The sequence below is a fragment of the Klebsiella sp. 1SOBk5mer genome, assembly GCF_046603115.1.
In the GTDB taxonomy this organism is placed as follows: Bacteria; Pseudomonadota; Gammaproteobacteria; order Enterobacterales; family Enterobacteriaceae; genus Klebsiella; species Klebsiella quasipneumoniae.
On the sequence record NZ_JBKIUU010000006.1, the window covers coordinates 212377 to 233046 of the forward strand.

General features: G+C 58.6%; 16 protein-coding genes. 13 read left to right on the plus strand and 3 right to left on the minus strand.

Annotated features, from left to right (window positions below):
* The first annotated feature begins 17 nt into the window (after positions 1-17).
* The 6 genes from msbA to ACLH1U_RS15565 all read left to right on the plus strand — a co-directional run bounded on the left by msbA (position 18) and on the right by ACLH1U_RS15565 (position 6047).
* Complete coding sequence (msbA, locus tag ACLH1U_RS15540; RefSeq protein WP_004201387.1) at positions 18-1766, plus strand: lipid A ABC transporter ATP-binding protein/permease MsbA; 1749 nt, start codon at positions 18-20, stop codon at positions 1764-1766.
* Positions 1763-2743: a tetraacyldisaccharide 4'-kinase gene (gene lpxK, locus ACLH1U_RS15545; protein ID WP_374014254.1), complete on the plus strand. Its 981-nt coding sequence runs from the start codon at positions 1763-1765 to the stop codon at positions 2741-2743. The genes msbA and lpxK overlap by 4 nt, the downstream gene beginning before the upstream one ends.
* A 54-nt stretch (positions 2744-2797) precedes the next feature.
* Entirely contained in the window at positions 2798-4027 is a 1230-nt protein-coding gene (locus tag ACLH1U_RS15550) for a winged helix-turn-helix domain-containing protein (protein ID WP_374014253.1), read from the plus strand.
* 63 nt (positions 4028-4090) lie between these two features.
* A complete protein-coding gene (gene ycaR / locus ACLH1U_RS15555) occupies positions 4091-4273 on the plus strand; it encodes a protein YcaR (protein WP_004201390.1) in 183 nt (60 codons plus the stop codon).
* A complete protein-coding gene (gene kdsB / locus ACLH1U_RS15560) occupies positions 4270-5016 on the plus strand; it encodes a 3-deoxy-manno-octulosonate cytidylyltransferase (protein ID WP_023289025.1) in 747 nt (248 codons plus the stop codon). The genes ycaR and kdsB overlap by 4 nt, the downstream gene beginning before the upstream one ends.
* A 137-nt stretch (positions 5017-5153) precedes the next feature.
* The gene (locus ACLH1U_RS15565) at positions 5154-6047 is read left to right on the plus strand and encodes a YcbJ family phosphotransferase (protein ID WP_004201393.1); all 894 of its coding nucleotides are present in this window, start codon (positions 5154-5156) and stop codon (positions 6045-6047) included.
* On the opposite strand, the gene elyC is transcribed toward ACLH1U_RS15565, so the two are convergent.
* A complete protein-coding gene (elyC, locus tag ACLH1U_RS15570) occupies positions 6024-6803 on the minus strand; it encodes an envelope biogenesis factor ElyC (protein WP_374014252.1) in 780 nt (259 codons plus the stop codon). The genes ACLH1U_RS15565 and elyC overlap by 24 nt on opposite strands.
* Before the next feature lie 121 nt (positions 6804-6924).
* Between elyC and cmoM the strand changes: the two genes are divergently transcribed.
* The 7 genes from cmoM to ACLH1U_RS15605 all read left to right on the plus strand — a co-directional run bounded on the left by cmoM (position 6925) and on the right by ACLH1U_RS15605 (position 17685).
* Entirely contained in the window at positions 6925-7725 is an 801-nt protein-coding gene (gene cmoM / locus ACLH1U_RS15575) for a tRNA uridine 5-oxyacetic acid(34) methyltransferase CmoM (RefSeq protein ID WP_017899447.1), read from the plus strand.
* Positions 7722-9044 (plus strand): chromosome partition protein MukF, encoded by a 1323-nt coding sequence (gene mukF, locus ACLH1U_RS15580; protein WP_002898189.1) that lies wholly within the window; start codon positions 7722-7724, stop codon positions 9042-9044. Before cmoM ends, mukF begins: the two co-directional genes overlap by 4 nt.
* The gene (mukE, locus tag ACLH1U_RS15585; RefSeq protein ID WP_004150840.1) at positions 9025-9729 is read left to right on the plus strand and encodes a chromosome partition protein MukE; all 705 of its coding nucleotides are present in this window, start codon (positions 9025-9027) and stop codon (positions 9727-9729) included. The genes mukF and mukE overlap by 20 nt, the downstream gene beginning before the upstream one ends.
* Positions 9729-14177, plus strand: a complete 4449-nt coding sequence (gene mukB / locus ACLH1U_RS15590) for a chromosome partition protein MukB (RefSeq protein WP_023289028.1) — start codon at positions 9729-9731, stop codon at positions 14175-14177. The genes mukE and mukB overlap by 1 nt, the downstream gene beginning before the upstream one ends.
* 201 nt (positions 14178-14378) lie before the next feature.
* The gene (ldtD, locus tag ACLH1U_RS15595) at positions 14379-16169 is read left to right on the plus strand and encodes a L,D-transpeptidase (protein ID WP_065805869.1); all 1791 of its coding nucleotides are present in this window, start codon (positions 14379-14381) and stop codon (positions 16167-16169) included.
* Positions 16170-16472: 303 nt separating this feature from the next.
* On the plus strand, positions 16473-17024 hold the full coding sequence (locus ACLH1U_RS15600) for a YcbK family protein (protein ID WP_004201403.1): 552 nt from the start codon (positions 16473-16475) through the stop codon (positions 17022-17024).
* Positions 17025-17037: 13 nt separating this feature from the next.
* The gene (locus ACLH1U_RS15605; RefSeq protein WP_023289031.1) at positions 17038-17685 is read left to right on the plus strand and encodes an MBL fold metallo-hydrolase; all 648 of its coding nucleotides are present in this window, start codon (positions 17038-17040) and stop codon (positions 17683-17685) included.
* Positions 17686-17751: 66 nt separating this feature from the next.
* Here the strand turns inward: ACLH1U_RS15605 and aspC are convergent, their stop codons facing one another.
* Entirely contained in the window at positions 17752-18942 is a 1191-nt protein-coding gene (aspC, locus tag ACLH1U_RS15610; RefSeq protein ID WP_023289032.1) for an aspartate transaminase, read from the minus strand.
* A 187-nt stretch (positions 18943-19129) separates the two neighbouring features.
* The gene (ompK35, locus tag ACLH1U_RS15615) at positions 19130-20212 is read right to left on the minus strand and encodes a porin OmpK35 (RefSeq protein WP_004201406.1); all 1083 of its coding nucleotides are present in this window, start codon (positions 20210-20212) and stop codon (positions 19130-19132) included.
* Positions 20213-20670 lie beyond the last annotated feature (458 nt).

Sequence of the window (20670 nt, forward strand, 5' to 3'; positions counted from 1 at the left end):
ACAAGCTGGTTTATTGAATGCAGAACGATAAAGATCTCTCCACGTGGCAGACCTTCCGCCGACTTTGGCCGATTATTGCACCGTTTAAAGCCGGGCTAATCGTAGCGGCGGTGGCGTTAGTGCTTAACGCGGGCAGTGACACCTTCATGTTATCGCTTCTTAAACCGTTATTGGATGATGGTTTTGGTAAAACGGATCGCTCAGTGCTGCTATGGATGCCGCTGGTGGTTATCGGGCTGATGGTGCTGCGTGGGATCACCAGCTACATCTCGAGCTATTGTATCTCCTGGGTTTCCGGCAAAGTGGTGATGACCATGCGTCGTCGCCTGTTCGGCCACATGATGGGTATGCCGGTGGCATTCTTTGACAAGCAGTCTACCGGGACGCTGCTGTCACGTATCACCTATGATTCCGAGCAGGTCGCTTCCTCTTCTTCCAGCGCGCTGATCACCGTGGTCCGCGAAGGGGCATCGATTATCGGCCTGTTCGTGATGATGTTCTATTACAGCTGGCAGCTGTCGCTGATCCTGATCGTACTGGCGCCTATCGTGTCGGTAGCAATCCGCGTGGTCTCCAAGCGTTTTCGCAATATCAGTAAGAATATGCAGAACACGATGGGGCAGGTCACCACCAGCGCCGAGCAGATGCTGAAAGGGCACAAAGAGGTGCTGATGTTTGGCGGCCAGGAAGTGGAAACCAAACGTTTTGATAAGGTCAGCAATAAAATGCGCCTGCAGGGGATGAAGATGGTTTCCGCCTCGTCTATCTCCGACCCGATCATTCAGCTTATCGCCTCTCTGGCGCTGGCCTTTGTCCTGTACGCCGCCAGCTTCCCGAGCGTGATGGATACCCTGACCGCCGGGACCATTACCGTGGTCTTCTCCTCCATGATTGCGCTGATGCGTCCGCTGAAGTCGCTGACCAACGTCAATGCCCAGTTCCAGCGCGGGATGGCGGCATGCCAGACGCTGTTTGCGATCCTCGATTCCGAGCAGGAAAAAGACGAAGGTACGCGCGTCATTGAGCGGGCGAAAGGCAATCTCAAGTTCGAGAACGTCACCTTTACCTATCCGGGTCGCGAAGTGGCCGCGCTGCGCAATATCAATCTCGATATCCCGGAAGGGAAAACCGTGGCGCTGGTGGGACGCTCCGGGTCGGGTAAATCGACCATCGCCAGCCTGATCACACGCTTCTACGATGTCGACGACGGGCAGATCCTGCTGGATGGCCACGACCTGCGCGAGTACAAGCTGAGCTCGCTGCGCGACCAGGTCGCGCTGGTTTCACAGAACGTGCACCTGTTCAATGATACCGTCGCTAATAACATCGCCTATGCCCGTACCGAAGAGTACAGCCGCGAGCAAATTGAAGAGGCTGCGCGGATGGCCTACGCCATGGACTTCATCAACAAGATGGACAATGGCCTGGATACCATCATCGGCGAAAATGGCGTGATGCTGTCCGGCGGCCAGCGTCAGCGTATTGCTATCGCCCGTGCGCTACTGCGTAACAGCCCGATCCTGATCCTCGATGAAGCCACCTCGGCGCTGGATACCGAGTCCGAACGTGCGATTCAGGCGGCGCTGGATGAGCTGCAGAAAAACCGCACCTCGCTGGTTATCGCCCACCGTCTGTCAACCATTGAGCAGGCTGATGAGATCGTGGTGGTTGAAGACGGGCGGATCGTGGAGCGCGGCACGCACCACGACCTGCTGGAGCATAAAGGCGTATACGCCCAGCTGCATAAGATGCAATTCGGCGAATGATCGCGCGCATCTGGTCCGGTGAATCGCCGCTGTGGCGCCTGCTGCTGCCGCTCTCCTGGCTGTATGGCCTGGTGAGCGCGGTGATTCGCCTCAGTTATCAGCTGGGGTGGAAAAAAACCTGGCGCGCGCCTGTGCCGGTGGTGGTGGTCGGTAATCTGACCGCCGGCGGCAATGGTAAAACGCCGGTGGTGATCTGGCTGGTGGAGCAGCTGCAACAGCGCGGCATTCGCGTTGGGGTGGTCTCCCGCGGCTACGGCGGTAAAGCCGAACGCTACCCGCTGGTGTTAACTGACCGGACCAGTACGGCGCAGGCAGGTGATGAACCGGTGCTCATCCATCAGCGCACCGGCGCGCCGGTGGCTGTCTCTCCACTGCGCAGCGACGCGGTGAAATCGCTGCTCAGCGCGCACGATCTGCAGATTATCGTGACCGACGATGGTTTGCAGCACTATAAGCTGGCGCGGGACCGGGAAATTGTCGTCATCGACGGCGTGCGCCGCTTTGGCAACGGCTGGTGGCTGCCTGCCGGGCCGATGCGCGAGCGGGCGTCGCGCTTGCAAAGCGTTGATGCGGTTATCGTCAACGGCGGCGTGGCGCGTCCGGGAGAGATCCCGATGCAGCTGCGTCCCGGGATGGCGGTCAACCTGCTCACCGGCGAACGTCGCGATGTCTCTACCTTCACTAACGTGGTGGCAATGGCTGGCATCGGCCATCCGCCGCGCTTTTTCGCCACCCTCGAAAGCTGCGGCGTCCAACCGGTCAAAACCGTGGCTCTGGCGGACCATCAGGCGCTGAGCCAGGCCGATGTCGCCGCCCTGGTAACCGCCGGGCAGACGCTGCTGATGACCGAAAAAGACGCCGTGAAATGTCGCGATTTCGCCGCTGCGAACTGGTGGTATTTACCGGTCGACGCCATAATGGCCGATGAACGCGCACAGCGGTTGCTTGCGGACTTAGCGACGTTGGCGCAACGTTAACCGACGCGCCGGCTTTGCTCGCCGCTGTGCTGGAAATCCTGACGGAGAACCTGCATGTCGGTATTGCAACTATCGCTTAATGAGGCGCGCCACCTCCATCTCGCGGCGCAGGGGTTATTAAAAAAGCCCCGGCGTCGCGCTCGCCCAAATGACATCCTTTCTACCATCCAGCAGATGTCGCTGCTGCAAATCGATACCATCAACGTGGTGGCCCGCAGCCCCTACCTGGTGCTGTTCAGCCGTCTCGGCAGCTATCCGCAGCACTGGCTGGATGAGTCGCTGCGCAACGGCGAGTTGATGGAATACTGGGCGCATGAAGCCTGTTTTCTGCCGCGCAGCGATTTCGCCCTTGTACGCCACCGGATGTTGAACCCCGACAAGATGGGCTGGAAATATCATCGCGCGTGGATGGAGGAGCATGCCGGCAGTATTGCAGAGCTGGTGGCGCATATCGGCCAAAACGGGCCGGTTCGCTCGGCGGATTTTGCCCACCCTCGCAAAGGCGCCAGCGGCTGGTGGGAGTGGAAACCGCATAAGCGCCACCTGGAAGGGCTGTTTACTGCCGGGGAAGTGATGGTGGTGGAGCGGCGCAACTTTCACCGCGTGTATGATTTAACCCGGCGGGTGATGCCGCACTGGGACGACGAGCGCGATGCGCTGTCCCGCGACGCCGCAGAGGCCATCATGCTGCGCAACAGCGCCCGCAGCCTCGGCATCTTTCGTCCCCAGTGGCTGGCGGATTACTATCGTTTACGTCAGCCGGCGCTACCGGGTCTGCTGGCGGCCTGGCAGGAAGAGGGTCTGGTGACCCAGGCCAACGTGGAAGCGCTTGGCGAGATGTGGCTACATCGCGATGCGCTGGCGCAGCTGGAGTCCGCGCCCGGCGGTAAACTTACCGCCAGCCATAGCGCCGTGCTCTCGCCCTTCGACCCGGTGGTCTGGGATCGGAAACGCGCTGAGCAGCTGTTCAACTTCAGCTATCGCCTGGAGTGCTATACCCCTGCGCCGAAGCGTCAGTATGGCTACTTCGTACTGCCTCTGCTGCACCGGGGAAAACTGGTCGGGCGGATGGACAGTAAAATACATCGCAAAAGCCGGGAACTGGAGATCTTCGCCCTGTGGCTGGAGGATGGGGTGAAGATCACCCGTGGTCTGGAGCAGGGGCTGCGCCGGGCGATCAACGATTTCGCACGCTGGCAATCGGCAGAGCGGATCCTGTGCCGACGCCTGCCGGAAGGGCTGTTTGACGGCCAGACGCAGGGGTGGGAAATCGATGCCGATTGATCCCGGCGCCGACCTTCCTGTGTTATGCTGCTGAGAAATCTATCCGGTCCATCAGGAGGAAACATGGATCACCGTTTACTTGAAATCATCGCCTGCCCGGTCTGTAACGGTAAGCTGTATTACAGTCAGGATAAGCAAGAACTTATTTGCAAACTTGATAGTCTGGCGTTTCCGCTCCGCGACGGCATCCCTGTGCTGCTGGAGACAGAAGCGCGTCCGCTGGCGGTAGAAGAGAGTCACTCATGAGTTTCGTGGTCATTATTCCTGCGCGTTTCGCCTCCACGCGCCTGCCGGGAAAACCACTGCAGGACATTAACGGCAAGCCGATGATTGTCCATGTGCTGGAGCGCGCCCGCGAATCCGGCGCGGAACGCATTATTGTCGCCACCGATCACGAAGATGTCGCCCGGGCGGTTGAAGCCGCCGGCGGCGAGGTCTGCATGACCCGCGCCGACCATCAGTCCGGCACCGAACGGCTGGCGGAGGTGGTGGAGAAGTGCGCGTTCAGCGATGACACCATCATCGTCAATATCCAGGGCGATGAGCCGATGATCCCCCCGGCTATCGTCCGCCAGGTGGCGGAGAATCTGGCTGCCAGCACCAGCGGAATGGCGACGCTGGCGGTACCGATCCACGATGCGGAAGAGGCGTTTAATCCAAATGCGGTCAAAGTAGTGATGGATGCGCAGGGCTATGCGCTCTATTTCTCCCGCGCCACCATTCCCTGGGATCGCGATCGCTTTGCCCACTCCCGCGACGCCATTGGTGATTCTCTGCTGCGCCACATCGGCATCTATGGCTATCGCGCCGGCTTTATTCGCCGCTACGTCAGCTGGGCGCCAAGCCCGCTGGAGCAGATTGAAATGCTCGAGCAGCTGCGGGTGCTGTGGTATGGCGAGAAGATCCACGTCGCCGTGGCGGCCGAAGTGCCCGGTACCGGCGTCGATACCCCTGAAGATCTGGCGCGCGTCCGCGCTGAACTGCGCTAGTCCTCTGTCCCCTCCTTGCAGGAGGGGATATCCCCACCAGTTTTATGCTTTTTTTGCCCATTTTTGATCTTATCCGATGACAACCCAGGTGCGGGCGCTCATTATGAAATCAGTAGTGTTCATAGGGGTAATCGACAATGGAACAGTTGCGAACCGAACTCAGTCACCTGCTTGGCGAAAAGCTGAGCCGGGTGGAGTGTGTCAGTGAAAAAGCCGCTACGGCGCTGTGGTCCCTGTATGACGCGCAGGGAAATCCGATGCCGCTGCTGGCGCGAAGTTTCACCACGCCCGGGGTGGCGCGGCAGCTGGCCTGGAAGATCTCCACTCTGGCGCGCAGCGGTACGGTGCGCATGCCGGTGGTCTACGGCGTGATGACGCACGAAGAGCATCCCGGGCCGGACGTGCTGCTGCTTGAGCGCCTGCGCGGCGTCCCGGTGGAGGCGCCCACCCGCACCCCGGCGCGCTGGGAGCAGCTGCAGGAGCAGATCGTCGAGGCGCTGCTGGCCTGGCATCGTCAGGACAGCGGCGGCTGCGTGGGGATGGTCGATAATACCCAGGACAATCTGTGGCCGAACTGGTACCGGCAGCGGGTGGCGATGTTGTGGAGCACCCTGAACCTGTATCAGGACACCGGCCTGACCATGCAGGATAAGCGGGTTTTGTTCCGCTCTCGCGAGTGTCTGCCGGAGCTGTTCCGCGATTTCAATGATAATGCCGTGCTGGTGCACGGCAATTTCACCCTGCGCAGCATGCTGAAAGATCCGCGCAGCGACCAGCTGCTGGCGATGGTCGGCCCGGGGATGATGCTGTGGGCGCCGCGGGAGTACGAACTGTTCCGTCTCGCGGAGGGGGGCCAGGCCGAGCAGCTGCTATGGCGCTACCTGCAGCAGGCGCCGGTTTCCGAGGCCTTTGTCTGGCGGCGCTGGCTTTATCTGCTGTGGGATGAGGTGGATAGTCTGGTCAATACCGGGCGCTTTGACCGCGCCCGTTTCGACCTCGCCGCAAAATCACTCCTGCCCTGGCTCGCCTGAGCTGCCTTTCAGCCATTGCCAAACGCGACCGAGCGTTTCATAGCCGACCCGGTCGCTGTGCATCAGCCACACCGGAGAAGGAATGACCCGCTCCCACGGATTGAGCGGTGACATGATCGCCATCTGATTAGCCGGTGCGGGCAGCGGGTCCAGACCGGCATGGCGAAAGAAGATCATCGCCCGCGGAAGGTGTGACGCCGAGGTGACCAGCAGGAAGGGGGCGTCGCCGATGGCGCCCTTCACCGCTAGCGCTTCCTCTTCCGTATCTTTCGGCTTATCGAGCACGATGATATCGCTGCGCGGTACGCCGAGGCTCTCCGCCACTCTCGCCCCGGCCTCCGCCGTGCTGATGGGGTTGGTTTTTGCCGCCGCGCCGGTAAAGATCATTTTCGATCCCGGATTCTCCTGCCACAGGCGAATGCCCTCCGTCAGGCGCGGCAGGCTGTTGCTGATAAGGTTAGAGCTTGGCGCCCACTCCGGGTTCCAGGTATAGCCGCCGCCCAGCACCACCACGTAGCTCACCGGCTGCTCGCCGCGCCAGGTGGGATAGCGATCTTCTATCGGTTTAAGCAGGCTGTCTGCCACGGGCTGCAGGCTCAGCAGCGCCAGCAGCAGCCAGCCGAGGCTCACGCACAGCTTCCCGGTACGCTGAAAGCGGCTGAACCATAACAGGGCGATCCCGATACCGATCAGCAACAGCAGGGCAGGAAGCGGCAGCAGCAGACCGCCGACGATCTTTTTTAGCGTGAAAAGCATGCCAGATGGTTCCTTTTTTAACCATATAACCAAAGTTATGTTCGGATCTTATAACAGATCGCTTCATTCTCGGCGCGGGTATGACAAAATAGCGGTTTTGTGTTGGCTTGTGGAGTCGCCCGTGCAGGATCGCAATTTCGATGACATTGCTGAAAAGTTTTCGCGCAATATTTACGGCACCACAAAAGGCCAGCTGCGCCAGGCGATCCTCTGGCAGGATCTGGAGCCGCTGCTGGCGCAGCTGGGACCGGGACCGCTGAGGGTACTGGATGCCGGCGGCGGCGAAGGGCAAACGGCCATTAAAGTGGCGCAACTGGGCCATCACGTGACGCTGTGCGATCTCTCTGCTGAAATGGTGGCCCGCGCCCGCCAGGCTGCTGTCGATAAAGGTGTGATCGACAACATGCATTTTGTACAATGCGCGGCTCAGGATATTGCGCAGCACTTGGAAAGCCCGGTCGATCTGGTACTGTTTCATGCGGTGCTGGAGTGGGTGGCGGAGCCCCAGGCGGTGCTGCGTACCCTGTGGTCGACGCTGCGTCCTGGCGGCGGCTTGTCGTTGATGTTCTACAATGCTAACGGCCTGCTGATGCACAATATGGTTGCCGGTAATTTCGATTACGTACAACTGGGCATGCCAAAAAAGAAAAAACGCACGCTGTCGCCGGATTATCCGCGTGAGCCGCAACAGGTTTATCACTGGCTGGAAGAGATTGGCTGGCAAATTGTCAGCAAAACCGGCGTGCGGGTGTTTCATGATTATCTGCGTGAAAAACGCCAACAGCATGACAGCTATGCGGCGCTGCTGGAGCTGGAGACGCGCTACTGTCGTCAGGAGCCGTACCTCAGCCTGGGCCGTTATATTCATGTCACCGCGCTTAAGAGCCAGGCTCATAGCCGCAGATGCAAGGATAAAGTATGAGTGAATTTTCCCAGACAGTCCCCGAACTGGTTGCCTGGGCCAGGAAAAATGATTTTTCTATCTCGCTGCCGGTCGACAGGCTCTCTTTCCTGCTGGCGATCGCCACCCTGAATGGCGAACGGCTGGAAGGAGAAATGAGCGAGGGAGAACTGGTGGATGCGTTCCGCCACGTGAGTGATGCGTTTGAGCAGACCAGCGAAACCATCAGCCAGCGCGCCAATAATGCCATCAACGATTTGGTGCGCCAGCGTCTGCTGAACCGCTTTACCAGCGAAATTACCGAAGGCAATGCAATCTATCGTCTGACGCCGTTGGGGATCGGGATCACCGATTATTATATCCGGCAGCGCGAATTTTCGACGCTGCGTCTCTCGATGCAGTTGTCGATCGTCGCCGGCGAGCTGAAGCGCGCGGCGGACGCGGCAGAAGAGGGCGGCGATGAGTTTCACTGGCATCGCAACGTTTTTGCCCCGCTGAAGTATTCGGTGGCGGAAATTTTCGACAGCATCGACCTGACGCAGCGCATCATGGATGAGCAGCAGCAGCTGGTGAAAGATGATATCGCGCAGCTGTTGAACAAAGACTGGCGCGCGGCGATTTCCAGCTGTGAACTGTTGCTGTCGGAAACTTCCGGCACCCTGCGTGAACTGCAGGATACGCTGGATGCGGCGGGGGATAAGCTGCAGGCGAATCTGCTGCGCATTCAGGATTCGACCATGGCGCGCGACGATCTCCATTTTGTCGACCGGCTGGTGTTCGATCTGCAAAGCAAGCTCGACCGCATCGTCAGCTGGGGCCAGCAGGCGATTGACCTGTGGATCGGCTATGACCGCCACGTGCACAAGTTTATCCGTACCGCTATCGATATGGATAAGAACCGCGTCTTCGCTCAGCGTCTGCGCCAGTCGGTACAGACCTATTTTGATGAGCCGTGGGCGCTGACTTACGCCAATGCCGACCGTCTGCTGGATATGCGCGACGAGGAGATGGCCCTGCGCGATGAAGAGGTCACCGGCGAGCTGCCTGCGGACCTTGAATTTGAAGAGTTTAATGAAATTCGCGAGCAGCTGGCGGCGCTGATCGAAGCGCAGCTGGCGGTCTATAAAGAGAAAGGAATACCGCTGGATCTCGGCCTGGTGGCGCGGGAGTTCCTGGCGCAATATCCGCGCGGGCGTCACTTTGACGTGGCGCGGATCGTCGTGGATCAGGCGGTACAGCTGGGCGTCGCCCAGGCAGATTTCACCGGACTGCCAGCCAAATGGCAGCCGATTAATGATTACGGAGCCAAGGTACAGGCGCATGTCATTGACAAATATTGAACAAGTGATGCCGGTTAAGCTGGCGCAGGCGTTGGCCAATCCGTTATTTCCGGCGCTGGACAGCGCCCTGCGCGCAGGCCGACATATCGGCCTCGACGAGCTGGATAATCACGCATTTTTGATGGATTTCCAGGATTATCTGGAAGAGTTTTATGCTCGCTATAACGTCGAGCTGATCCGCGCGCCGGAGGGCTTCTTCTACCTGCGCCCGCGTTCCACAACCCTGATTTCACGCTCGGTGCTGTCCGAACTGGATATGATGGTGGGCAAAATTCTTTGCTATCTCTATCTCAGCCCGGAGCGCCTGGCAAATGAAGGGATTTTCACCCAGCAGGAGCTGTATGACGAGCTGCTGACCCTGGCGGATGAATCCAGGCTGCTGAAGCTGGTCAACAACCGTTCCACCGGTTCGGATCTGGACCGCCAGAAGCTGCAGGAAAAAATGCGCGCGTCGCTTAACCGCCTGCGCCGTCTGGGGATGGTGTGGTTTATGGGCCATGACAGCAGCAAGTTCCGTATTACCGAATCGGTATTCCGCTTTGGCGCCGATGTGCGCGCCGGCGACGACCCACGCGAGGCGCAGCGCCGCCTGATCCGCGACGGGGAAGCGATGGCCCTGGAAAATCACCTGCAGCTCAATGATGAGAATGAAGAGAACCAGCCGGATAGCGGGGAGGAAGAGTAATGATTGAACGCGGTAAGTTTCGCTCGCTGACGCTGGTTAACTGGAACGGTTTCTTTGCCCGGACCTTTGATCTTGATGAACTGGTCACCACCCTCTCCGGGGGGAACGGCGCCGGTAAGTCGACGACCATGGCGGCCTTCGTCACGGCGCTGATCCCCGATTTAACCCTGCTGCATTTCCGTAACACCACCGAAGCGGGGGCCACTAGCGGCTCACGCGATAAAGGCCTGCACGGGAAGCTGCGCGCCGGGGTCTGTTACTCCGTGCTCGACGTCATCAACTCGCGCCATCAGCGCGTGGTGGTCGGCGTGCGTCTGCAGCAGGTTGCCGGGCGCGATCGCAAAGTCGATATCAAGCCTTTCGCCATTCAGGGGCTGCCCACCGCTATCCTGCCGACCCAGCTGTTAACCGAAACGCTGAACGATCGCCAGGCGCGCGTGGTCAGTCTCAATGAGCTGAAAGACAAGCTCGAGGCGATGGAGGGGGTCCAGTTTAAGCAGTTCAACTCGATCACTGAGTATCACTCGCTGATGTTCGACCTGGGCGTGGTGGCGCGTCGTCTGCGTTCCGCCTCCGATCGAAGTAAATACTATCGCCTGATCGAGGCCTCGCTGTACGGCGGGATCTCCAGCACCATTACCCGCTCGCTGCGCGACTACCTGTTGCCGGAAAACAGCGGCGTGCGTAAGGCATTCCAGGATATGGAAGCGGCGCTGCGGGAAAACCGCATGACCCTCGAGGCGATCCGCGTCACCCAGTCCGATCGCGATCTGTTCAAACACCTGATCAGCGAAGCCACCAACTACGTGGCGGCGGACTATATGCGTCACGCCAACGAGCGGCGCATTCATCTTGATAAGGCGCTGGAGTATCGTCGCGATCTCTTTACCTCCCGTTCACAGCTGGCGGCAGAGCAGTATAAGCACGTCGACATGGCCCGCGAGCTGCAGGAGCATAACGGCGCAGAAGGCGATCTGGAAGCGGATTACCAGGCCGCCAGCGACCACCTGAACCTGGTGCAGACCGCACTGCGTCAGCAGGAAAAAATCGAGCGCTACGAAGCGGATCTCGACGAGCTGCAGATCCGTCTGGAAGAGCAGAACGAAGTGGTGGCGGAAGCCATCGATCGCCAGGAAGAGAACGAAGCCCGCGCCGAGGCCGCCGAGCTGGAAGTGGATGAGCTGAAAAACCAGCTCGCCGACTATCAGCAGGCGCTCGACGTGCAGCAGACCCGCGCCATTCAGTATAACCAGGCGCTGCAGGCGCTGGAGCGCGCGAAGGCGCTGTGTCATCTGCCGGATCTGACGCCGGAGAGCGCCGACGAGTGGCTGGAAACCTTCCAGGCGAAAGAGCAGGAAGCGACGGAGAAAATGCTGTCGCTGGAACAGAAAATGAGCGTGGCGCAAACCGCGCACAGCCAGTTTGAACAGGCCTACCAGCTGGTGGCGGCGATTAACGGCCCGCTGGCGCGCAATGAAGCCTGGGACGTGGCGCGCGAATTGCTGCGCGACGGCGTGAACCAGCGTCACCAGGCCGAGCAGGCGCAGGGGCTGCGTAGCCGCCTCAACGAGCTGGAGCAGCGCCTGCGCGAGCAGCAGGACGCCGAGCGCCAGCTGGCTGAGTTCTGCAAACGCCAGGGCAAACGCTACGATATCGACGATCTGGAAACGCTGCATCAGGAGCTGGAAGCGCGCATCGCTTCGCTGGCCGACAGCGTTTCTAACGCGCAGGAACAGCGCATGACCCTGCGCCAGGAACTGGAGCAGCTGCAGTCACGCACTCAGACGCTGATGCGCCGGGCGCCGGTCTGGCTGGCGGCGCAGAACAGCCTTAACCAGCTGTGCGAGCAGAGCGGCGAGCAGTTTGAGTCCGGCCAGGAGGTTACCGAATACCTGCAGCAGCTGCTGGAGCGCGAGCGCGAAGCTATCGTTGAACGTGACGAGGTCGGCGCCCGCAAGCGCGCCATCGACGAAGAAATTGAGCGTCTCAGCCAGCCGGGCGGTTCGGAAGATCCGCGCCTCAACGCGCTGGCGGAACGGTTCGGCGGCGTTCTGCTGTCCGAGATCTACGATGATGTCAGCCTTGACGATGCGCCGTACTTCTCCGCGCTGTACGGTCCGTCGCGCCATGCCATCGTGGTGCCGGATCTGTCGCAGGTTGCCGAGCAGCTTGAAGGACTGGAAGATTGTCCGGAAGATCTCTATCTGATCGAAGGCGATCCGCAGTCCTTTGACGATAGCGTATTCAGCGTGGATGAGCTGGAAAAAGCGGTGGTGGTGAAGATCGCCGACCGCCAGTGGCGTTATTCGCGCTTCCCGTCGCTGCCGCTGTTTGGCCGCGCCGCGCGTGAAAACCGCATTGAAACCCTGCATGCCGAGCGTGAATCGCTGTCCGAGCGTTTTGCGACCCTGTCGTTTGACGTGCAGAAAACTCAGCGTCTGCATCAGGCCTTTAGCCGCTTCATTGGCAGCCATCTGGCAGTGGCCTTTGAGGACGATCCGGAAGAAGAGATCCGCAAACTCAACAGCCGCCGCGGCGAGCTGGAGCGCGCGCTGAGCGCCCATGAAAGCGATAACCAACAGAACCGCGTGCAGTATGAGCAGGCGAAAGAGGGCGTGTCGGCGCTCAACCGCCTGCTGCCGCGCCTGAATCTGCTGGCGGATGATACGCTGGCCGACCGCGTGGACGAGATCCAGGAACGTCTGGACGAAGCGCAGGAGGCCGCGCGCTTTATTCAGCAGCACGGCAACCAGCTGGCGAAGCTGGAGCCGATTGTTTCGGTGCTGCAGAGCGATCCGGAGCAGTTTGAGCAGTTGAAAGAAGATTACGCCTATGCGCAGCAGACCCAGCGCGATGCGCGCCAGCAGGCTTTTGCCCTGGCGGAAGTCGTCCAGCGCCGGGCCCACTTCAGCTACTCCGATTCGGCGGAAATGCTCAGCGGCAACAGCGATCTCAACGAGAAACTGCGCCAGCGCCTGGAGCAGGCGGAAACCGAACGCAGCCGCGCGCGCGACGCGATGCGTGCCCATGCGGCGCAGCTTAGCCAGTACAATCAGGTGCTGGCCTCGCTGAAGAGCTCGTATGACACCAAAAAAGAGCTGCTCAACGATCTGTATAAAGAGCTGCAGGACATTGGCGTGCGCGCCGATGCCGGCGCGGAAGAGCGTGCCCGTGCGCGTCGCGATGAGCTGCACATGCAGCTGAGCAATAACCGCTCCCGTCGCAATCAGCTGGAGAAAGCGCTGACCTTCTGCGAAGCGGAAATGGACAACCTGACCCGCAAACTGCGCAAGCTGGAGCGCGATTACTGCGAAATGCGCGAGCAGGTAGTGACCGCCAAGGCGGGCTGGTGCGCGGTGATGCGCCTGGTGAAAGACAACGGCGTCGAGCGTCGTCTGCACCGCCGCGAGCTGGCCTATCTCTCCGCCGACGAGCTGCGCTCCATGTCGGATAAGGCGCTCGGTGCGCTGCGTCTGGCGGTCGCCGATAACGAACATCTGCGCGACGTGCTGCGTATCTCGGAAGATCCGAAGCGCCCGGAGCGCAAAATTCAGTTCTTCGTTGCCGTCTACCAGCATCTGCGCGAGCGTATCCGCCAGGATATTATCCGCACCGATGACCCGGTGGAAGCGATCGAGCAGATGGAGATTGAGCTCAGCCGCCTGACCGAAGAGCTGACAAACCGCGAACAGAAGCTGGCTATCAGCTCCCGCAGCGTGGCCAACATTATTCGCAAAACCATTCAGCGCGAGCAGAACCGTATCCGAATGCTCAACCAGGGATTGCAGAGCGTCTCCTTCGGCCAGGTCAACAGCGTGCGTCTGAACGTCAACGTGCGCGAGACCCACTCGACGCTGCTTGATGTGCTCTCCGAGCAGCATGAACAGCATCAGGATCTGTTCAACAGCAACCGCCTGACCTTCTCGGAAGCGCTGGCCAAGCTCTATCAGCGCCTGAATCCGCAGATCGACATGGGGCAGCGCACGCCGCAAACCATCGGCGAAGAGCTGCTCGACTACCGCAACTATCTGGAGATGGAAGTGGAAGTTAACCGCGGCTCCGACGGCTGGCTGCGCGCGGAGTCCGGCGCGCTGTCCACCGGGGAAGCGATCGGTACCGGGATGTCGATTCTGGTGATGGTCGTCCAGAGCTGGGAAGATGAATCCCGCCGCCTGCGCGGCAAGGATATCTCGCCTTGCCGTCTGCTGTTCCTCGATGAAGCGGCGCGTCTTGACGCCCGCTCCATCGCCACGCTGTTCGAGCTGTGCGAACGTCTGGAGATGCAGCTGATTATCGCGGCGCCGGAGAACATCAGTCCGGAGAAAGGCACCACCTATAAACTGGTGCGTAAGGTGTTCAATAATCACGAACACGTCCACGTGGTGGGGCTGCGCGGGTTTGCCGCGCCGCTGCCGGAAGCGCTGCCGGGCACAGCCGACGCCTCCTGAGGCTGCGGCTACATTCTGGCGGCTAAGCGGTGAAGAGGGCAACGTTACGTTGCCCTTTTTTTCTATCCAGCCCGGTATGCGAGGGTGGTATAATCTTTAAACTTCTTTACATTAGGTAAGGCAAAAGCCTTTTCGTCTTTATATACTGAAAAAAGAGCCCCAATTTTGTGGGCAGCAATGTGTGACAACAGGGGGCAAGGGATGTTGCTAAAGAAACGGTATGGTCGTCCATTGTCAGCGCTCAGCCTGAGCCTGGCACTGGCATTTGCTCCGCTGTTCAATGTCCAGGCCGAAGAGCCTGAAGTCGTACCCGGCGACAGTTCTGCGGCGCCCGCCGAGGTTTCCGCCGCGCTGGCGCAAAGCGATGGGCAATCGCCGGCGGTCGCGAAGCTGGCCGGGGAGCAGCCGCTGTCGATGGAGGCGGCGGCAAACAGCCGCGCCCAGATCGAGGCGCTGTTGCCGGCAGGGTACAAACCCGTCTTTATGAATCCGCTGGTGTCGCTGTACGCCGCCAGGGATATGAAACCGATGTGGGAAAACCGCGAGGCAGTGCAGGCGTTCCAGCAGCAGCTGGCGGAGATCGCCATCGCCGGTTTTCAGCCGCAGTTTACCACCTGGGTCAGCCTGCTGACCGATCCCGCCGTCAGCGGCATGGCGCGCGATGTGGTGCTGTCGGACGCCATGATGGGCTATCTGCACTTTATCAGCGGCATCCCCACCCAGGGGACCCGCTGGTTGTACAGTTCAACGCCGTACAAGATGGCGACCCCGCCGCTGTCGGTGATTAACCAGTGGCAGCTGGCGCTGGACAATGGCTCCCTGCCGGCGTTTATCGCCGGCCTGGCGCCGCATCATCCGCAGTATGAAACCATGCATCAGTCGCTGCTGGCGCTGGTGGCTGATTCTCGCCCATGGCCGCAGATGACCGGCAGCGGCTCGCTGCGCCCCGGCGAATGGAGCAATGATATCGGCGCCCTGCGCGAGATCCTCCAGCGTACCGGAATGCTGGACGATACCGCCAATATCGTTCTGCCCGGCGATGTGGTGAGCCCATCGGCGAAGAAAAAGAGCAAACCTGCGGCGCGCGGCGTGTACGATCGCCAGCTGGTGGAGGGGGTTAAGCGCTTCCAGGCGATGCAGGGGCTGGGGGCGGATGGCGTCATCGGCCAGTCGACTCGCGACTGGCTCAACGTCTCTTCCGCGCAGCGCGCAGGGGTGCTGGCCCTGAACATTCAGCGTTTACGCTTACTGCCGGGCAAACTGTCCACCGGCATTATGGTCAATATTCCGGCGTTCTCGCTGGTCTATTACCAGGACGGCAGCCAGGTGCTGGCCTCGCGGGTAATTGTGGGGCGTCCGGATCGCAAAACGCCAATGATGAGCAGCGCGCTGAATAACGTGGTGGTCAATCCGCCATGGAACGTGCCGCCAACCCTGGCGCGCAAAGATATCCTGCCGAAGGTGCGTAACAATCCAGGCTATCTTGAGCAGCATGGCTACACCGTCATGCGCGGCTGGAACAGTAAAGAGACCATCGATCCTTATCGGGTCGACTGGTCGACCATCACCGAGAACAACTTACCGTTCCGTTTTCAGCAGGCGCCCGGAGCGCGTAACTCGCTCGGACGCTACAAGTTCAATATGCCGAGCTCCGATGCCATCTACCTGCACGATACGCCGAACCATAACCTGTTCCAGAAGGATGTTCGTGCGCTCAGCTCCGGCTGTGTGAGGGTGAATAAGGCTTCGGAGCTGGCCAATATGCTGCTGCAGGATGCGGGCTGGAATGACACGCGTATTTCCGATGCCCTGAAGCAAGGGGACACGCGCTATGTCAATATTCGGCAAAATATACCGGTGAATTTATATTACTTAACGGCGTTTGTGGACGCTGATGGACGTACACAATATCGAACAGATATTTACAATTACGATATCACCGCGCGATCCAGCGCACAAATTCTGACGAAAGCTGAGCAATTAATCAGGTAAATGAAGTAGTTCAATGGATTTTGTTGTCCTAGCACTGGGTAAAAAAGGGCGCTGCTCCTCTGCAGCGCCCGATTTTCCTGGGGTGAGGCTGCCTTGACGTTGGCAATAATGCCCGGTAAGGTGCCTTTCGTGCGCCAGAAGTGCATATACATATCATTCCGCTCAATGCGTGACGCAGTCAGCGCGAACGCTCTCTTTTGCCGGGCAGCATCACGGCTGTGGCGAGCGATGGCGTGCTGAGGTTCAGCATCGCGCAAAGCGGAAAAAGTATATAACGATTCATTGACTGTAGACCTGATTATCATGGACAAATTTGACGCTAATCGCCGCAGATTGCTGGCGTTGGGTGGTGCTGCGCTGGGTGCTGCCGCCATTCTCCCTGCGCCGGCATTTGCCACCCTCTCGACCCCCCGTCCGCGTATTTTGACGCTGAATAACCTGCATACTGGTGAATCACTCAAGGCGGAGTTTTTCGATGGCAGAGGCTATATTCAGGATGAATTAGCAAGACTTAACCATTTTTTCCGTGATTACCGCGCGAATAAAATTAAGTCCATCGATCCAAATCTGTTCGATCATCTTTATCGGTTGCAGGGACTACTTGGCACCAACAAACCTGTCCAGCTTATCTCTGGCTATCGTTCCCTCGATACCAATGATGAGCTTCGCGCACGAAGCCGTGGTGTAGCAAAACACAGCTATCACACCAAGGGGCAGGCAATGGATTTCCATATTGAAGGTATTTCGTTAAGCAATATTCGCAAAGCGGCGTTATCTATGCGCGCAGGTGGTGTAGGATATTACCCACGTAGTAACTTTGTGCATATTGATACCGGTCCCGTAAGGCACTGGTAACGAAAGGAGCGTCATGAACTATCGTATTATTCCGGTTACCGCGTTCGCGCAGAACTGTTCTCTTATCTGGTGCGAACAAACCCGGCTGGCGGCGCTGGTCGACCCTGGCGGCGATGCTGAACGTATCAAAGCGGTGGTGGCGGAGGCTGGCGTCACGCTGATGCAGATCCTGCTGACGCATGGCCATCTCGATCACGTCGGCGCCGCTGCGGAACTGGCGCAGCATTATGGCGTACCGGTTATTGGTCCGGAAAAAGAAGATGAGTTCTGGCTGGAAGGATTACCGGCGCAAAGCCGGATGTTCGGCCTGGAGGATTGCCAGCCGCTGCGTCCGGATCGCTGGCTCAATGAAGGCGATGTGGTTAATGTGGGGAATGTGGCGCTGCGGGTACTGCACTGCCCGGGCCATACGCCGGGTCACGTGGTCTTCTTTGATGACGCTTCCCGACTGCTCATTTCCGGAGATGTGATTTTCAAAGGCGGGGTGGGGCGCAGTGATTTTCCACGCGGCGACCATGGACAGCTGATCGCGGCCATTAAGGATAAGCTGTTGCCGCTGGGCGATGACGTGACCTTTATTCCCGGCCATGGTCCGCTGTCGACGCTGGGTGAGGAACGCCGCAACAACCCGTTCCTGCAGGATGAGATGCCGGTCTGGTAACCGACCTGACGCGAACGTAAAAAAGGCCGCATTCGCGGCCTTTTTCTTTATAGCGAATAATATCGCTTACAGCACGGCGACGATGGCTTCACACAGCGGCGCCATGTTGTCAGGCGTCATGCCGGCCACGTTGATACGGCCGGACGCGACCGCATAGATGGCGAACTCTTCACGCAGACGCAGCACTTGCTCTTTAGTCAGGCCGCTGAACGAGAACATACCGTTCTGCTTGCTGATAAAGCTGAAGTCGCGGCTCGCGCCTTTCTCCTGCAGGGTGTTGACGAACAGCAGGCGCATACGCTGGATGCGCTGGCGCATATCGGTCAGCTCCTGCTCCCAGATTGCCCGCAGCGCATCGTTGCTCAGGATGGTCGCGACCACGGACGCGCCGTGCGCTGGCGGGTTGGAGTAGTTAGCGCGGATCACCGACTTCATCTGGCTGAACGCGCGGTCTACGGTCTCCTGATCGGCGGCGACCAGGGTGCAGGCGCCGACGCGCTCGTTGTACAGGCCAAAGTTTTTCGAGTAGGAGCTGGCGACCAGCAGCTCTTTATGCAGAGCAGCAAAGGCGCGCAACCCTTCAGCATCTTCTTCCAGACCGCGGGCGAAGCCCTGGTAGGCGAAATCGAACAGCGGCAGCCAGCCTTTCTCGACCGACAGCTGCGCCAGCGTCTGCCACTGTTCGAGCGTCGGATCGATACCGGTCGGGTTGTGGCAGCAGCCGTGGAACAGTACCACGTCGCCCGCCTGGGCTTCGTTCAGGCTGGCCAGCAGACCATCAAAGTCCAGCGCGTGGTTAGCCGCATCGTAGTAGGCATATTCACGTACTTCCAGCCCGGCGGAGGTAAACACACTCTTATGGTTTGGCCAGCTTGGATTGCTTACCCACACGCGTTTCACGTCGGTGTTTTTGGCGAGGAAGTCTGCGGCGACGCGCAGCGCACCGGTACCGCCCGGGGTCTGCGCGGTGCGGGCGCGTTTATCGGCGATAATCGCATTGCCTTTACCGAACAGCAGCTCCTGGGTGCAGCGACCAAATTCAGGAATACCATCGATGCCCAGATAGTTTTTAGTCGTTTCATTTTCCAGCAGGTACTGCTCTGCTTTTTTGACGCTGGTCAGAACGGGTGTTTTACCGGTTTCATCCTTGTAAACACCAATTCCGAGGTTAATCTTTTCAGGGCGGTCATCGGCACGAAACAGATCGGCCAGACCTAAAATCGGGTCGGCTGGGGCGGCGGTAATGTTCTCAAACATGACGAGGTTCCATTGTGATTACTGAAGGGAAATCCGCTATCAGGTTAACGGGAGAACAACGAATTGCCAACCGTTTGCGATAAAAAGCGCGAAGGTTTTCGAAAGATACGATCTTTGCCTCAGGAATAGAGAAAAGCAGGACCGAAGTCCTGCTCTGAAGGCATATCACGAAGGGGTGTACTGCAGATTAGAACTGGTAAACGATACCCACGGCCGCCTGGTCGTCGGTCGCTACGCCAGCTTCACGCGTATAAGCGTTGTCGTCCAGTTGGTTGAACTTGTACGCCGCATAAACGTTCATGTTCTTGTTGAAGTAGTACCAGGTACCCACTTCGACGTATTTAACCAGATCCGCATCGCCGCCGGAGAAGCCGCCGCGCGCCTGCAGGTCTTTGCCTTTGGTCTGTACGTAGCCGATGGACGGACGCAGGCCGAAGTCGAACTGATACTGTACAACGGCTTCGAAGTTCTGGGTTTTGCCAGCGAAGTAGTTACCCTGGTTTTCCGGGGTCATGTTGTAAGTCTGGGAGTACATGACGGCCGCGTAGACATTGTTGGCGTCATATTTTGCAGAGGTTGCCCAGGCTTCGGCTTTGTCGCCATTGCCGTCAGCTTTCTGGTCTACGCTGCGGTTGGAGCCGGAGTAGCCAGCAGACAGCGCGATACCGTTGTCGAACGCGTAGGTCGCCGCGGTGCTGAAGCCGTCGCCATTCTGCTTGTGAATCGAACGGTCGTGGTCGTTTTTACCCTGGTACTGCAGCGCGAAGCTCAGGCCGTCAACCAGACCGAAGAAGTCAGAGTTACGGTAGGTTGCCACGCCGTTGGTACGGCCGGTCATGTAGTTGTCGGTGTAGTTCCAACCGTCGCCACCCCATTCAACCAGCATATCGGTTGCTGCTTCGACGTCGTAGATCGCGCCGTAGTTACGGCCGTAGTCGAATGAACCATACTCGCCCGCTTTCAGACCTGCGAACGCCAGACGGGTTTTCGTCGGCTGGGAACCTTCAACATTGGAGGCGTCCATGTTGTATTCCCACTGACCGTAGCCGGTCAGCTGATCGTTGATCTGGGTTTCGCCTTTCAGGCCGATACGGGCGTAGGTGGTATCGTCGCTGCTGGTGTCGCCATTGGTGGTCCAGACGTGCTCGCCGACCATTTTTCCGTAGAAGTCCAGTTTGTTGCCGTTTTTGTTATAGATTTCTGCAGCGTTAGCTGCACCGGCTACCAGCAGGGCAGGGATCACCACTGCCAGAATATTGCGCTTCATCATTATTTATTACCCTCATTAATATTTTTTATATGAACACGTGCCACTGCCGTCAATAAGTTCTGTCAATAAAAACTTACAGAACCATTGATGAGAGTTTGGTGTCTGAAGGCATCTTTCCATCCGCGACAACGTTTCGCTAGCCGGAAAATGCTACTAATATCTCATATGAGTAACAAAACGAAAAAACATGTAACTAAATATGTATTTCTGGGAACTTTGTGAACTTAATCAAAATTCCGTTCCACATGGTGAGGTAAATCGCCTTTCCATATCTATCTATATGAATTATTTATGATTAATTTGGATAAGCGTAAATTTGCTCATTTTGTGTGTTGAATTCGCCTTCTTTTTATTCAGCCTTTGTCTTGGCAAGACGTGCGGAGCGTGGTTAAAAAATGAGCAAATTTATCAGGGGTTTTGCTCTGTTATGAACATAAAGTGCGATCTGCATCACCCGG